The following is a 14,569-nucleotide window of genomic DNA, read 5'->3' as shown; positions in this document are numbered from 1 at the left end:
CAGATCATCCCTTTCCTTTAATTCCTACATGAATAGCTACAATGCCCCCCGTCAGCTCCAAGCATTGGGCCTGCTCCAACCCTATTCTGGTAAAAAGCAGCCGTATTTCCTCCTGATGCGGGAAATCCTTTAAAGACCGGGGTAAATAGCTATAGGGATCTTTGCGCCCTACTCCTAGACAACCGAGTAAAGGTACTAAACGGTTAAAGTAAAGGTAATAAAGTTGTTTAAAAACAGGCCAGCAAGGTTTAGCTAGTTCCAGGGAAACCACTCGACCGCCTGGCCGTACAACGCGTTTCATTTCACGTAGGGTTCGCTCGAGGTCAGGAACATTTCTTAAAGCAAAGGCTATGGTAGCACAATCAAAAGTATTGTCCTCAAAAGGAAGGGAAGTGGCATTTCCTTCTACCAGTTCCACTATTCCACCATAGGGGCTGCGGGCCAGATTGGCTTTAGCCACTTCTAACATTTCCCGACAAAAATCCAGGCCAATAACTTTACCGTGAGGGAAGGCCGCTCGTGCCAGGCCCAAAGTTAACATTCCCGTACCGCAACAAACATCTAAGGCAAACCCCCCAGGCTTTAAAGCCGATTTTTCTACTGCTATACGCCGCCAGTATTTGTCCAGATTAAAACTTAAGAGGGTGTTCATCAAATCATAACGATGGGCTATCTTGCTAAAAAGCTGTCGAACATATATTTCTTTTTCCGTTATCATTAAGAAATCACCTGTTATGCAATTTAAGTTTGCGCAAGTGGCGTATTAAAGGAATACCCAGCGCTAAAACAGCAATAGCCTCACCGAGAGATACGCTCACAATAGAAAGCAAAATATTCATATGGAGGAGGAAAGAGAGATAAGTACCCACAATTAGCCCGTTTAGTACGATCGGCGGTGCATAAGCCAAGGGGGAAGTGCGCAAGAGATAGGTAAGCCAAGCGGCAATCAAAGTGGTCAAGCTCCCTAAAAAATATCGATAAGGCCCAATCCTCCATAAATGTTGCTAAGTAAGCAACCCAGGAAAAGCCCCCAGATCGCTTCTGGAAAAAGAATGGGCAATACCGTCAAGGCTTCGGCCACCCTAATTTGAAAAACGCCAAAGCTAATGGGTGATAGGATAATAGTAACTACAGCGTAAATAGCAGCAATAATAGCTACCCGTGCAATCTTGGTTGTGTTCAGGTTCATGATAGTCTTGTATCATCCTTTTCTGTTAAGGGTTTAATGTATGTCTCAAGTCGTAATTATTATATCCTCTGTAGCAGCAATTTTCTATAGGTCCTGGTATGGAATTTCCCCATGATGAGCAAAAATAAAAAGCCCCGGGATGTACCGGAGCTTCAGCAACTTTTTGGTGCGGAACAGGGACGCCGGGAAGTAATACCACCTGAGTTTAGACAAAGAGCCTTGTGGGGAAATGCTATAATATTCTCAGGGAGGTGCCTCTATGACCCGCGATGCGCTGGTACAGGAACTCTTAAAGCTTCCGCCTGCTGAACTGAAGCAGGTCTTGGAAGCTGTGGTACGCCAGCTGGAGGTCCGGCGGGACTTAGAGCTGGCCAGGGAGGTTATCGAGCAGTACCGGCCGGCCCTTGAGGAGCTGGCCTCACGGTGAAGTGGATAACTCCTGAGGACGTGGAACGTATACATGAGGAGGTAGTGCGCGCTACTGGCGGCCTCTCTGGTATCCGCGATCGAGGGCTGCTGGAGAGCGCAGTTATGGGCCCGCTGGCCACCTTTGGCGGTGCAGAGCTCTATCCGGGCCTTCTCGCCAAGGTGGCCGCTCTTCTTTATGGGCTGGCCCGCCGTCACCCCTACATTGCTTCGGTATTAACCCTCTCTGTACATTGTTAAATAGGCTCAAGCTCCGACAGAATGGAGCGCAACTGATGCGGATCCCTGCACACTACAAACGCCCATTTGCCAAACTCACCGTGATAATTTACTGCCCGCACCCACCGGTGCGCTGCAACTTCCTTTTGACGGTCCTGTTCACTCTCAAACCCTTTGACCTCAAGCAAAATCTTGAGTTCACTCCCATTTTTCGTCTTCAAGCGCACCAGGTAATCCGGGCGGTATTCGCGAGGTACCCCCTGCCATTCGTAAGGGATGGTGCAATCCAGGTGGTCATTCCGGGCGTAAGCTACTACTTCCGGCATACGCTCCAACTGGTAAGCAACGCTATGCTCCCATACTGGCGCGTCTAAAACGACATGACTAATATGGCTTTTTGTAGTGCCCACCGTAGGTCTCACAGTCCGGAACAGCACTTCCGAAGTGGAGCCGAAGGGTCGGAAGCGTTCCACTACCGGAAGAATAGGGGGCTCGCCTGCTTCCGTATCCGGCTCAATGGCAGCAGTTATACGCTCAACGATGCGCTGCTTGTAGCGCAGCAGGGCGATTTCCTCCAGCGGTATGTCCGGTCTAGACCTGACCACACGTTCCTCCAAATACTGCCACACGCATCTGAGCACCTGAGGAAACAGAATGTGGCGGCCAGTCCACTCCTCCCGCTTTTCTTTAAGCCTCCGCGTCACCTCAGCCGCGATCTCGTACACCGTGGCCTGTAGCCGCTTTTCCTGATGGAAGGGATTGCGATCGTGTAGAACTTCTGGCCCCGGTCCCAGACGGTCTGGGCGACCTATGCGATAACCCACGGCGGGCTTGACCACTACCTCCGTAGGCTCGCTCGTCGGATCGATTACTAGGTAAGGTACCCCCTGCAGATTAAGACGTATCCGCTGTCTAACATCAAACACGTAGCCTTCAACCCTGGGGAACGTGATCTCAAGATGTTTGCGCTCCGGCAGTGCACGCACTAGGGTAGATACCTTTGTAACCTCGGTACGGGATACAGGCTTCTTTTTCACAGGAATTACTTCAAAGGGTACACCGTAGACGTCCACATATTCCGGCTCCCTAAAGTCATCGTAGTTTAGGCGCCGGAGGCCTCTCCCGATCACTTGCTCGCACAGGAGTTGGGAGGTAAAAGCCCGTAGCCCTAGAATCTGGGTGACGTTCTGGGCGTCCCATCCCTCGGTAAGCATGCCCACTGAGACAACGCATTTTATATCCTTACCAGGCGGGTCGCCTTCGCCGTCCCATTCAGTCTTACCTACGGTATCCACCGTCTTGCGCAGGCGTTCGGCCGCCTCTTTACGTGTAAAACCTTCCACTACACTTTCCGCTTCCTTGAGAAGTTTAGTATCGATACGCAAAGTGACCTCTTGCCCTGGGCGGTTCTCTAGTTCGGCTATCACGTTACCCTTAGCAATATATTCATAGACCAGTTGAGAAAGGTCGGTGTTGTCGCAGACGACGATCATTACCGGCGGGACTGGTGAGCCTACCCTTTGGTACTCTTCTAGCGTCTTTTTCCACTCAGAGGCAAGCATCTTTAAGGCCCCATCAGCTTCCCGAAGTACCGATTGGGGCTTGGCCCGGCGGCGAGCTGTCTGGCGTTCTGAGGCCGGGAGCTGCTGGTTGATCCATTCCCACAGGCGGAAGTACCTCGGTATAGGCGCACCTGTATCGTCGTCTACAGGAATCCGTGGTATCTTAACAATACCTGACTCGATGGCATCTACCAGCCCAAAATCCGAAACTATCCAGGGGAAGGGCTCACCCTCCGGGTAGCCACTGCCCTTGATATAAAATGGAGTGGCTGAAAAGTCGGCGCAAAAGTTAATGCCCCGAACGGCGTTAATCCGGTCGAGCCCGCTCACCCAAACAGTGGCTTCCTCTCTTTCGGCAACCTCATCTGGCGAAAGCTTTTCTTTTACCTCGTCAGGGAGAGGCGCCGGCCGGTAGGCGTGGTGGGCCTCGTCGTTTATGACCAGTATGTTTTGCTTCTTCCCTAGTTCCTTAAGTACGCGGTTGCAGAAAGCGGTATCGCTTTCCTGGCCACGCTGAACCACGCTTTTAGAGCGCGCATCGTCCTTTGGCTGGAAAAGATGCCAGTTGGTGATAAGATACCGTCCTTCTTGAAGACGATCCATCATCCCTTTTGGAACCAGGTCAAAGCGCTCGTAATAATTCTTGGTGCGCCACGGCAGGAGAACCTGAAGCCGCTCCTTTATGGTCAGGTTAGGGCAGACGAGAAGCACAGCGTCGGAAAAGCGTCGATCCTGAGGATTGGCAAGCTTGTTAAGAACCTGCCAGGCGATAACCATCGCCATGACCACGGTCTTGCCGCTACCCGTAGCCATTTTACAGGCATATCGGATAAGGCCGTTATCCTTCGGAATGATAATACCTTCCCTCTCAGACGGGGACGCCTCTACAAGCCAGATAAGCGTCTCCGCGGCTTCCCTCTGGCAGAAGAATAGCCGCCTTTCCCGCCCCGGATCGTTCCAGTGGTTCAAAAGCCGACGGGTAATGGAAGTTACCCCAGGGTACCCTCTTTGTCTCCAATCCTTTACCCGAGCACGGATAAGGTTTACGGTCTCCAGGGGAATGAACTCTTCCTCAAGTATCGAAACCTGGGGGCCACGGGTACGAGGACGAAGATAGTAGCCAGCAGGCCGCCTTCCTTCCCTGACCACGGGCTGGCCCTCCGCGTAATCCCACCAGCGGGCGGGCTCTTCAAAAGGGGAGTTGAGGATCGGCTCGTCCACTAACATTGCTTTCTCAGTAGCCATGTGTCCCCTCCCCCAGCGAGCGCACAGCTATTACTTCGTTACCCCGGAAGTCGATAACCTTGACGGCGACTCTTTTATGGTCGCCAAGCTTAAAGGGAAACGAGCGGGTGCCGCGCATGCTCTCAAAGACTTCTGAAGCGATTTGAGCTTTCAATGCCCGCTGAAGCTTCTCCCACGCGTTAGCATCACCTGGAAAGAACGCCTGGCAGATGTGGAAGGTGGCTCCGTCGTAGTCGGTATCAAGGAACCAAGCAGCCACGTCCTCACCCCGCGTGCTGTAAACCTCACCAGTGAGCGGGTCATAAATGTCCACGCCCAGCAATTCTACCGTCCAGGTACCGTCCTGATTTTTCTCCAGCTTTACGTCTGGCTGACCAAAAGCGGTAAAAATTTGACTGGCGCGGTTGGCTTTCAGTAAGTCTTCAACCAACACATCAGGGGAGATGTTGACGAACTCCACCTTAATTCGTGCTACTGGTGTCCGCTGAAGCAAGGCCTGCGCCTCCGGGTCAAAGCTAAAACCCGCAAAGATTAGGAGGTCATAACCGTTTACCTTGGCCGTTGGAACGGCCTCCTGAACCTGGAAGGCGGTAACGGGACCGTACTGCGGGCCGAAGCTCACGGCCACCCGGATTGTTTTATCATTTTGGGTGGCTTCGGCCTCGGCATGGAGCATCCCTAAACTAAGGCGTCGCAGGTTTCTAAGCTCTAGCCTTTTGCCGTCTTTAAACAGGACACCTCCCTGTGCCTTCAACAAATTAATGAGACGGCTCAAATAATCGCCCCCTGGGTCCGAGATCCGAGCTCGCGCTTCCTCATCCTCGAACTGCGGCACGGGAGCCTGCATCGGGTCTTCAATTGTCGGTGCGGGGATGGCTTCTACAGTAAATGGCCCCGAAACCCTGACCACTCCCCGTCTTATCCTAGGACGGTCACGCAAGTCTTCGGAAGGGGCGTTCCGCCGGATGCTTTCGTTTATCTCTTGCCGCTTCTTATGCTTTAGCTCCCAAAACCAGCGATGTGCTTCCTTGGCTTCCTCCGACCAGCCCTCGTTTATATCACGGGGCACCTCCCACTCCCGCCAGTTTTGGCCGAGAGCCTCGTTCAGCAGTGCCAGGGCAGCATCAATCTCGGGTTGATACTTTTCCGCAATCGCATCGATTTCCATATTCTTGGCGATGCTCTCTAAGGTGATGTGGGGCACTTTTTCATACTCAAAGCCACCAGCAGGGCCCTTTTCGGGGTTTTTCAGCTCATAATAATCAAAGCGAGCGGTCATGAGCCTCTGCCTGGCGATAGCGACAGCCACGCGGGAGGTGTCGCAGGTTATCCACCTGCGGCCCCACTTTTCGGCGCAGTAGGCGGTAGTGCCGCTGCCACAAGTCGGGTCAAAAACCAGATCGCCGGGGTCGGTAGTCATAAGGATACAACGCTCGATGACTTTGGTGTTAGTCTGGACGGCGTAAAGCTTGGGATCGCCGTAGCCGGCAATACCTGTATCCGTCCAAATGTTGGTAAGGGGATGCATTGGAACTTCATCTAAGTAACGCACGTACCTGAGCGTATTGCCTACGACAAAGAGACGTTCCGCTCGCTTAAGACGCTCCATACCTTCAAACCCTGTGGCCCAATGTCGCTTCCCACTTGCTGGTAAAAAGGATACGCCTTGAAACTCATAGGCAAAGGTAGTCTTACCCGGCTCCTGTGAGTCAAGTCCACTGGCCATAAACACTCGCGCGCCTTCAGGGAGTAGCTCCGGGTTTTCTAATTCCTGGCGACTGAGGCGCCTCCGTGTACCGTCGGGAAGTTCTACATGCTGGTAGCCCTTGGCCCCTTCTACGCCTAGCTCTTTAGGCAGGTATAGCTGGTGGTACTTGATTAAAGTTTTATTCTTTGCGTACCACAAAAGGTAGTCGTTGACTGTGTCGAGTAAGGCCCCGCCTTTGCCACTCGTCTTGACAAAACTGATTACTGCTACAAAATTCTCCCGCCCGAACACCTCATCCAGTAAGCAGCGCACCAGGTGCAGGTTCTCGTCGTTGATTTGCACGAAGATGGAGCCGCTCTCGTGCAGAAGCTCGCGGCAAAGGAGCAGGCGGTCGCGCAGGTAGGTCAAGTAGGAATGGATGCCCAGCTTCCAAGTGTCCCTGTAGGCCTTAATCTGCTCCGGCTCGTGGGTGAGATCTGTATCTTGATCCTTCACGTCGCGGCGGTCAATGCGGGGCTGGAAGTTGGAAGCATACTTTATGCCGTAAGGCGGGTCCATATAGATCATCTGCACCTTTCCCACCATGCCTTCTTTGACCAACAGCGAGTTCATGACCAGTAGGGAATCGCCCAGGATGAGCCGGTTCGTCCAGCCAACATCGTGCTGGTAAAAGGCGAGCTGCTGGTCGGCGGGTAACGGCGTCTCTCCGAAAATGGTTAGCTGCACCGGCTCGGGTCGGCGGACGGCATTAAGAATGGCCTTCGTAGAAACGTACTCGTGAATATGTAGGGAAACGACATCAACCTCGAAGGAAGTATGCTCGGCCTTGCCCGCCCATACCAGCTGAGGGTCTTCATGGGGATTGTAGGCATAACGTTGGGTCCGCTGCTCCCGCACTTCATAGGTGGGTGCCAGCCCCGCAGGCGGGTTATTCTTGCGGGTAACCTCTGGGTGTCGGAAATCCTCGGCGCCATTGGGACTTGCTTTGTTTGCCCGCTTTCTTTTCTTTGCCACGGGGGAAACACTCCTCATGTTGGCAATACCTTCTCGAAGATTTATAATTCTACTATCCCTTGCGGCAAGCTAAATTATCTCAGGTCTCCTAGGGTTTGGCTTACGTTAAGATATAATTCTTGACTTTTTAGCCTTTATCCATCCACATTTTAATAACTGTTATTCTATGTCAAATGTCTTTATCCTCCAATTCTCGTTAAAAGTTACCACCTACCATATGTGCCTCTAAATTCTGGCTTAAGAGCCGTTGTCTCCCCCTGAAACCGTTCCGGTGGCGGCCAAAGTGGTAAATAAAAACTATAACGAATCGCCTGCGAGGCGTAGCAGGCATAGGAAATACTCCATAATTTTGTCCTGTAAGGTCACGGAAAAGGCCGGGAGATAAAGTCTATTACCCGGCCTTTTCCGCCTCTTTGAGCTCTAGCGCAAAAGGGCTCCCATCGTCTAAAGGCAGTTTCTTAGCCATCTTTTGCCCCTACTCTTTTTCCTTCAATGCCGCCAAAAAGTCACGCAATCGGGCGGCCTGTTTTGGTGTTAGAGCCCTCGCCTCCTCTAGCAGAGCGCGCAAATGCTGGGGAACCGTAACTGCCTCATTTTCCTCTGCGAAAAACTCCCCCAAGGTGATGCCCAGGCTGGCGCAAATTTTTCTCAGCGTGGCAATAGTGGGCTCCTTCTCATCCTTCTCTATGGCATTGAGAAAAGAGAGTGACACCCCGGCTTTCCTAGCCAGGCTAGATCGGCTAATACCATATTTCGCTCTGATTTCCCTAAGCCTCTGTCCTGTTGTCATCCACACCATCCTCTATAGAGGATGCTACTATACGGCAAGGTAAGGAACAATATTCGTAACTGACCTTTTTAGCGTATTGACAGTATACTCTAAAGAGGATATACTTTATGCGGAATATACTATGAACACCGGTGGGCTACCATGCGAATCAGGCTGCAGGCCGTTAGGCAGGAAAAGAGAATTACCAGGGCGGAATTGGCCCGAAGGGCAAAAGTTTCTCCTTCTTTCATTCACAGCATTGAGGTTGGGCAGAAGTCACCCACACTGCGCACATTGGAGAAACTTGCTGCGGCTTTAGATGTGCCAGTAACTACGCTAATTGAAGATACTGCCCCCGCCCAGAGAAGAAGATAAGGAGAAGAAAACTAAGGCAAGCATTATCACGGAGCCCCTCCACGAAGGAAAAAATTAGCCTAGAAGTCGGTACGAAAGGGGGTATAGAGGTCTCACTTTCTTCCAGGATTTGCTTTGGTAAAAAGGAAATTTATAGCAGGCAGGAACTAGAGCACCAGGTTACTGGTTTCGCGGAAGGTTCCAGGCGCTTTGCCCAGCAGGTGGGGAGCAAAGCGTAGTGGCCATCTCCGTACCTGAGAAGGAGGAGGTCCTAGCCCTTACTGTGGCCCAGCTGCAAAAGGTGATCCAGGCTGAAAAGCCTGTGGTCCTCTCGGTGTCCGAAGTAAAGTTTACCCTGCCTCCGGCAGCGCTAGAGGCACTGGTGGCAGCCGACGCGGCTCAGGTCGAGGTAGCGGCGGTCAAGCTGGCCACTGAAGAGGCAAAACGGCTGGTATCTGGAGCAGTTAATGCTCGGGGCTTGCGGCTTATCGGCGACGTATTCGAGCTTAACGCCATGACGGTAGCCCAGGATGGAACCAAACAGGCGGTCGAGCGGTTCGGGGCGGCCATCCGGGTAAGCCTGCCGGTGCCAGAGGAGGCCAGAGGGGCCGCAGTTGCAGGCAAGCTTGATGCCCACCGCTACGATGAAGCTACCAATACCTGGGTGGCCCTGGGTGGTAGCTACGATGCCCAGGCGGGAGCTATCGTCTTTGAGACCGACCACCTTAGCAAATACGCCTTGCTAGAGAAGGCACCGCCAAAGACCTTTGCCGATGTCCAGGGCCACTGGGCCCAAGCGGATATCGAAGCCCTGGCTGCCCTGGGGATAGCCCGCGGCATAGGCGAGGACAGGTTCGCTCCTGACCCGGAGGTAACCAGGGCCGAGTTTGCTGCCTTCTTACTCCGGGCCCTGAGGATAGAAGAAAAGAAGCCAGTGGAAAGCCACTTCTGGGATGTCAGCCCTTCCGAGTGGTATTTTGGCGCCGTGGAGACGGCCAGGGAAGCGGGACTCATCAGCGGGTACCCGGACGGGACCTTCCGGCCAGCGTCTCCTATCACCAGGGAAGAGATGGCCTGCATGATCCAGCGGGCCCTGGCCCGGGCCGGGAAAAAAGTCGTGGTAACTGGCGAAGTCGAAAAGATCCTGGCTCGCTTTACCGATGCCGGTGAGGTAAGCCCATGGGCCAGGGAGGGCGTAGCTGCTGCGGTGAAAGAAAATATCCTGCGGGGCCGTACCTCCGTAAGCCTCGTACCCCAAGGTAAGGCTACCCGTGCCGAAGCAGTAGTGGTGGTGCGGCGTGTGCTCGCCACCTTGGGCAGGGTGCCAAAGTAAAAAAGGGAACACAGAGGTGCCCAGAAGTGCATAAGCGGAGCGAAGTTTCAAAAATGAGGGAAGGGGCCTAGTTTACGGGCCCCACTTACTTTGATCAGCAAAAGGAAGGAGAGGAAAAAATGACCGGCAAGCGTTGCCCACAATGCGGCCAATTATCGTTCTCCGCCCGGACCAGGCCACCCTGGCCCTGCCCTTTTTGCGGGGCGGAGTGCTTTTACACGCTTGATGAAGTCGATAGCCCAAAGGAGGAGAAAAAGCTGGAAGGTAGAATAAATGTGTCGAAGGCAACCGAGGGTTAGGTGATTTCCCTTGTAGCAAAATGACCATTGGCTGTCCCGAGGCTAGGATTATAGGCAAGGGGGTTGGTTTTATGCCCCTGAAGTTCGAAGATCTTGACCCTGAAACTAGGAAGCGTATCCAGGGCCTGCTAAACAAGTACGAAGGCCAAAGGGTAGAGGATGGGGTCAGGGTAGTGGGCAGCCACCCGGTGAAGTGTCCCCAAGGGCATGGCGCTACTATAATAGTCTGGAGCGACGGTAGAGTGGAGCTAGCCTGCCCTACCTGCGGCCGCCGTGGGCTTTCCGAAGGGAAAGAAGAAAGGGTACCCTTGGAGGTTCAGCCTCCTGCCAGGAGGAGGCAGGGTTCTACTCCTTTAGAACATACCGAACCCCTCCTAGCTATGCAAGAGGTAGCTGCAGCTCTAGAGGAAACTCAGCCTGTCAACCTACCTTCGACCGAAGACAGTAAAGAAAAAAGTCAGCCCAAAGCAGACCAGGAAGGGTTCGGGCAGTCTATGGGCGTTACTCTGCTTATAGCATTCGGGTATATTGTAGCGGCGTTGTTGGCCATTTACTTTATTTTCGGACGCAGTTATTACCGTCCTTCCTTTTCTTACTCTTACTCCTCAAACCCTACTGCACAGGCCAGCTCTTATAGCCCTGCCCGTGATACCACTCCCCCACCGCTGCAAGTTATATCTCCTGTAGACGGCGCTATAACCCGCTGGCCTAAGATTACGGTAAGCGGGGTAACCGAGGCAGGAGCCATAATTACAGCAAAGACCCCTAAAGTAACCCGTGAGATCCAGGTAGGTCAGGATGGCAGGTTCACCTGTGAACTAGAGGGGTTGGAGGCGGGGAACAACACCATAACCGTCGTGGCCCGGGATGCGGCGGGAAACGCCACCACGGCTACACTGAAAGTATTCTACGAAGATCCGGCTACCCAGGTGCCCAAGAACTACTACCAGGTATCCAGCCCCTACGGGCGTTACTCCAATACGTTCTCCGAGCTGTGCAAGTTCCTGTTCGCCTTTTCTCTGCCCAGGGGTTATGAGCAGGAAATCTTCGACTGTTCCGAGTCTGCGGCCATGCTGGAATGGGCTTTAGAGATCTCGGGTTTCAAGGCCTCCATCGCCGTAGGGCCCTGCCCCTGGGACCCCAACCTTGGCTCGCACGCCTGGGTCATAGCGAATACCGTAGACCATACAGTGGCTATTGAGCCAACTGTACTAGTGAAGAGGGGGCTCATCAACAAAATGCTCTTAAAGCTACAGGGCAGAGCCCCTGGAGTTATCTACCAGGGCGATCAACATGCCGTTGGCTATTATCAAGGCTATAAGCAGCTCTTCCAGGACATCTACGAGGCTGTCCAAGCCTATGGGGGTATCGACCAGTGGAACTGGTGGGAGGGCCGCTGGGGCTTCCAGTAATGGTTTTCCAGGGGAGGTTATTTTATGCGTAGGAGATTAGGGCGGGCTGTGCTTTACCTCTTGGTAGCTTTAGTAGTTATGTTGGCCTTTTTCGTTTTCTCTAAAACAGCCCTAAGCTTTGATATAGTAGGTCCCTGGGGGAGGTGGTTTTGGCGGTCCTTGTAGAACGTAAAGAAGTATCTCGCAATCGGATGAGTAGCCCACACGCGTAGAGAAAGCTTATTACTAGAGAGGACTGTCAGGGAGTGGGACGGGAGGAAATGGGCATGGGGGGAGGTAGATGAGGCGCAAGTTACTTACGTTTCTCCTATCTTTGGTCACTTTGGTCGGAATTTTGTTTTTATTGCCTCTACCTTCAAGGGCGGCGGAGCAAACAGTAGTATTTACAATCGGAAGCAACATTTACACCGTTGACGGCCAGGAATTTCTTATGGACGTTACCCCGTATACTAAGGATGGCCGGACCTTCATTCCCCTGAGGTATGCTGCCCAGACCCTGGGTGTCACCCCGGAGAATATACTATATGATACCGGTAAAGTCACCCTCATCAAAGGTAACAAGGTTATCCAGCTCACCATCGGCAGCAACCTTATAACAATTAACGGTGCTACTACGGCCATGGACGTAGCCCCGGAAGTTATCGGTGGCCGGACCATGGTCCCGTTCCGGTGGATGGCCCAGGCCTTTGATGCCAGGATAGACTGGAACGCCGAATACCAGCAGGTGGTCATTAGACTGGACGACCAGCCGGCCACTCGGGTATCCGATAATCAACGGCAAAAACCCCAGGCTCCGACCGGGCTGCACCTGGTAAGCATTAGCCCGGCAGGAGTATCTAGCCATTATGTAATAACCCTGGGCTGGGACCCTGTAAACAATGCGAGCGGGTACAGGGTTTATGAGACCCATTCCTGGACACCCCAGGGGCCCGCCTTCATAGAGACTAATACTAACACCTACACCAGCACTTTTGCGGGTACCTCCTGGGAGTTCTACGTTACGGCGGTAAATTCAGCAGGGGAGAGCCCGCCAAGCAATACCATATCCGTCTCTGCTGGTTCGTTAGTTGGGAATAAGCTTGAAGCACCGACCGGGCTGCATCTGGTGAGCATCACTCCGGAGATAAGCGCTACGTCTCAGCGCATTATAGGGGCCAGTGTAACCATCTCCTGGGATCCGGTAAATGGGGCTACCGGGTACCGGGTGTATACACTGGTAAGCACTACAGAGAGCAGCAAATGGGTTATCTGCGGGTATCCTACTAATCCCACTTTTACCATCCGTTATCCCCTCATGGTTAAAAACAACGTCACCGAAACATTTTACGTGACGGCGGTTAACCAGGCGGGTGAGGAAAGCCCTCCCAGCCAAACATTGCAGGTGACGCTCCCTGACTGGAATGTCGTAGGAAACGTCAACCAGGCGGCTAGTCAACCGTCCAACAATCAGTCCCCCAAGCCTGAAGCCCCCACTGGATTGCACGTGGACCTTAGCCCGATGAACAGTTCTGGTATGTCAGGCTTTTGGGTGACCCTCTCCTGGAACCCGGTAAACGGTGCGACCGGCTACAAGATCTATACTTCTGATTATCTTGATCAAAACGGCACGTGGACTCCACCGCATGAGCTAGCCTTATGTTCTGGGAACAGTTATTCTTATTCTTACGCTACCTTCCCGATTAGCACCACCCTCACCAAAATTTATGTAACGGCGGTGAACCAGGCGGGAGAAGAAAGCCCTCCGAGCGAAACAATACAGATATCCTGGAGAACGAACAATGTTTCCTATGGGCAACCTCCGGCCTCCAACGTGGTGGTCCTTCCTCCCCTTCAATACCCTGGGGGCCTGGAGACAATCCGTAATACGTACACCTGGTACTACGAAGGAAAGCAGTTTAGCTGGACCATCGAGGTGCCTCAAGTGCTCGTGAAATACGAGCAAGGGCAGAAAATGATTAAATGGCCCCTCTGGTACATGTTTATAGCTTCGAATCCTGCCATGTGGTTCGCCAGCCTCTTCGCTACTGGTTCTCCCGTGACCATGGCCCAGGAGATCCTGAATAATATGCTGGTACAGGATAGGACAAGCTCAGAGTACATAAGCTATGTGGCCGATCGTTTAAACCGTGCGGCAGAAGCCCAGGGTTACGATATCTTCCGCAAGGCCGAATTTATCGCTGCTTTTGTCCAGTCCATACCCTACAAAATAATCCTGCCGACCAACACGCAGTACCCGCCCCAGGTCATTGCCCACGGAGGGGACTGCATCAATAAGTCCGTGCTTCTGGCAGCCATCTTAAGAAAGCTCGGCTACCGGGTGGCCATTCTGGTCTATCCCTTTCCTATCGCCCATGCCGCTGTGGGTGTAGCCTTTTCCTTGGATCAGATACCAGCGGATAGGCTCACAATGAACCTGCGGGCTTACTTCCAGGGAAATACGAGCTACTACTTCATCGAAACTACTGAGCCGGGGTGGAGGATCGGGGAGCTAAGTGTTCCCGAAACTGCCAGGCCCGCCATCTGTGAGATTTGGTGAGGGTGGAGAAGTTTACCTGGCGACAATCCCAACGTGGGCGCTTAAGAAAGTATGTTTATTTAGTGACGGTGGCACAGCCTTAGTTGGCGACAAAGGGAATGCACCCCTACCGGATGGCAAAGAGCGGCTACCGGATAGTGAGAACAAAAGAAGAGGAGGACAAGGTCGTTAGATATGGCTGCGCTTATACTTCTTTTCCTTATTGGCATGGGAGTGATAGCTATAAGGAATGGGGCGATCAAGGATGGTGTAGTTATGCTGCTTTCTGCTTCACTTATCATCTCGATTTGGGTTATATGGAAACTGTCTAAAAAGCCCCTTATTTGCCCCATTAACGGCCAGAACTGCGGCAAGCACTGCGCTTGGTACGACCCCAGAGAAGAGCCGCACTGCTGGAGGGTGAAATACGAGGAAGAGTACGAAGAACGGGCTGGCCCCCTAATTATGGAGATTATGCCACAAAGGATTCCGCTTTCATTAATTTGCTCATGAATGCTTTGTGA

The 14,569-nt window shown here is 52.8% G+C and carries 12 protein-coding genes and 1 pseudogene; 8 read left to right on the top strand and 5 right to left on the bottom strand.

Annotation, left to right across the window (positions count from 1 at the left end):
* Nucleotides 1–4 precede the first annotated feature (4 nt).
* Nucleotides 5–718, bottom strand: a complete 714-nt coding sequence (locus AC1BI1_RS11475) for a demethylmenaquinone methyltransferase (RefSeq protein WP_476717437.1) — start codon at nt 716–718, stop codon at nt 5–7.
* 7 nt (nt 719–725) lie between these two features.
* Nucleotides 726–1,189: pseudogene (locus tag AC1BI1_RS11470) on the bottom strand (QueT transporter family protein).
* A gap of 259 nt (nt 1,190–1,448) precedes the next feature.
* Between AC1BI1_RS11470 and AC1BI1_RS11465 the strand changes: the two are divergent.
* Together AC1BI1_RS11465 and AC1BI1_RS11460 are read left to right on the top strand one after the other, a co-directional pair.
* Nucleotides 1,449–1,616, top strand: a complete 168-nt coding sequence (locus tag AC1BI1_RS11465; RefSeq protein ID WP_476717436.1) for a hypothetical protein — start codon at nt 1,449–1,451, stop codon at nt 1,614–1,616.
* Nucleotides 1,613–1,855: a type II toxin-antitoxin system death-on-curing family toxin gene (locus tag AC1BI1_RS11460; protein ID WP_476717435.1), complete on the top strand. Its 243-nt coding sequence runs from the start codon at nt 1,613–1,615 to the stop codon at nt 1,853–1,855. The genes AC1BI1_RS11465 and AC1BI1_RS11460 overlap by 4 nt, the downstream gene beginning before the upstream one ends.
* Here AC1BI1_RS11460 and AC1BI1_RS11455 read toward each other — a convergent pair.
* The 3 genes from AC1BI1_RS11455 to AC1BI1_RS11445 all read right to left on the bottom strand — a co-directional run bounded on the left by AC1BI1_RS11455 (nt 1,852) and on the right by AC1BI1_RS11445 (nt 8,153).
* Nucleotides 1,852–4,623 carry a BPTD_3080 family restriction endonuclease gene (locus AC1BI1_RS11455; RefSeq protein WP_476717467.1) on the bottom strand — a complete coding sequence of 924 codons (2,772 nt, stop codon included), beginning with the start codon at nt 4,621–4,623 and terminating at the stop codon, nt 1,852–1,854. The genes AC1BI1_RS11460 and AC1BI1_RS11455 overlap by 4 nt on opposite strands.
* Nucleotides 4,624–4,630: 7 nt before the next feature.
* Nucleotides 4,631–7,363: a site-specific DNA-methyltransferase gene (locus AC1BI1_RS11450; protein WP_476717434.1), complete on the bottom strand. Its 2,733-nt coding sequence runs from the start codon at nt 7,361–7,363 to the stop codon at nt 4,631–4,633.
* 475 nt (nt 7,364–7,838) lie between these two features.
* The gene (locus AC1BI1_RS11445) at nt 7,839–8,153 is read right to left on the bottom strand and encodes a helix-turn-helix domain-containing protein (RefSeq protein WP_476717433.1); all 315 of its coding nucleotides are present in this window, start codon (nt 8,151–8,153) and stop codon (nt 7,839–7,841) included.
* 141 nt (nt 8,154–8,294) lie between these two features.
* On the opposite strand from AC1BI1_RS11445, the gene AC1BI1_RS11440 reads away from it, so the two are divergent.
* From AC1BI1_RS11440 to AC1BI1_RS11415, 6 genes are all read left to right on the top strand, one after another.
* Entirely contained in the window at nt 8,295–8,507 is a 213-nt protein-coding gene (locus tag AC1BI1_RS11440; protein ID WP_476717432.1) for a helix-turn-helix domain-containing protein, read from the top strand.
* Nucleotides 8,508–8,724: 217 nt separating this feature from the next.
* Complete coding sequence (locus tag AC1BI1_RS11435; protein WP_476717431.1) at nt 8,725–9,819, top strand: S-layer homology domain-containing protein; 1,095 nt, start codon at nt 8,725–8,727, stop codon at nt 9,817–9,819.
* A gap of 370 nt (nt 9,820–10,189) precedes the next feature.
* A complete protein-coding gene (locus tag AC1BI1_RS11430; protein WP_476717430.1) occupies nt 10,190–11,530 on the top strand; it encodes an Ig-like domain-containing protein in 1,341 nt (446 codons plus the stop codon).
* A 24-nt stretch (nt 11,531–11,554) separates the two neighbouring features.
* Complete coding sequence (locus tag AC1BI1_RS11425) at nt 11,555–11,695, top strand: hypothetical protein (RefSeq protein WP_476717429.1); 141 nt, start codon at nt 11,555–11,557, stop codon at nt 11,693–11,695.
* A gap of 115 nt (nt 11,696–11,810) precedes the next feature.
* Nucleotides 11,811–14,066, top strand: a complete 2,256-nt coding sequence (locus AC1BI1_RS11420) for a stalk domain-containing protein (protein ID WP_476717428.1) — start codon at nt 11,811–11,813, stop codon at nt 14,064–14,066.
* A gap of 174 nt (nt 14,067–14,240) precedes the next feature.
* Nucleotides 14,241–14,558 (top strand): hypothetical protein, encoded by a 318-nt coding sequence (locus tag AC1BI1_RS11415; RefSeq protein WP_476717427.1) that lies wholly within the window; start codon nt 14,241–14,243, stop codon nt 14,556–14,558.
* The last annotated feature ends 11 nt before the right edge of the window (nt 14,559–14,569 follow it).

It is taken from the genome of Thermanaeromonas sp. DSM 22490, assembly GCF_056378755.1.
Note: the sequence above shows the minus strand (reverse complement) of the source record. Positions and strands in the feature narration are given on the sequence as shown.

Bases quoted from the DNA above. Each gene is read 5' to 3' on its own strand.
- AC1BI1_RS11475 (WP_476717437.1), bottom strand. From the start codon at position 718: ATGATAACGGAAAAAGAAATATATGTTCGACAGCTTTTTAGCAAGATA.
- AC1BI1_RS11465 (WP_476717436.1), top strand. From the start codon at position 1,449: ATGACCCGCGATGCGCTGGTACAGGAACTCTTAAAGCTTCCGCCTGCT.
- AC1BI1_RS11455 (WP_476717467.1), bottom strand. From the start codon at position 4,623: ATGTTAGTGGACGAGCCGATCCTCAACTCCCCTTTTGAAGAGCCCGCC.
- AC1BI1_RS11445 (WP_476717433.1), bottom strand. From the start codon at position 8,153: ATGACAACAGGACAGAGGCTTAGGGAAATCAGAGCGAAATATGGTATT.
- AC1BI1_RS11440 (WP_476717432.1), top strand. From the start codon at position 8,295: ATGCGAATCAGGCTGCAGGCCGTTAGGCAGGAAAAGAGAATTACCAGG.
- AC1BI1_RS11430 (WP_476717430.1), top strand. From the start codon at position 10,190: ATGCCCCTGAAGTTCGAAGATCTTGACCCTGAAACTAGGAAGCGTATC.
- AC1BI1_RS11425 (WP_476717429.1), top strand. From the start codon at position 11,555: ATGCGTAGGAGATTAGGGCGGGCTGTGCTTTACCTCTTGGTAGCTTTA.
- AC1BI1_RS11420 (WP_476717428.1), top strand. From the start codon at position 11,811: ATGAGGCGCAAGTTACTTACGTTTCTCCTATCTTTGGTCACTTTGGTC.
- AC1BI1_RS11415 (WP_476717427.1), top strand. From the start codon at position 14,241: ATGGCTGCGCTTATACTTCTTTTCCTTATTGGCATGGGAGTGATAGCT.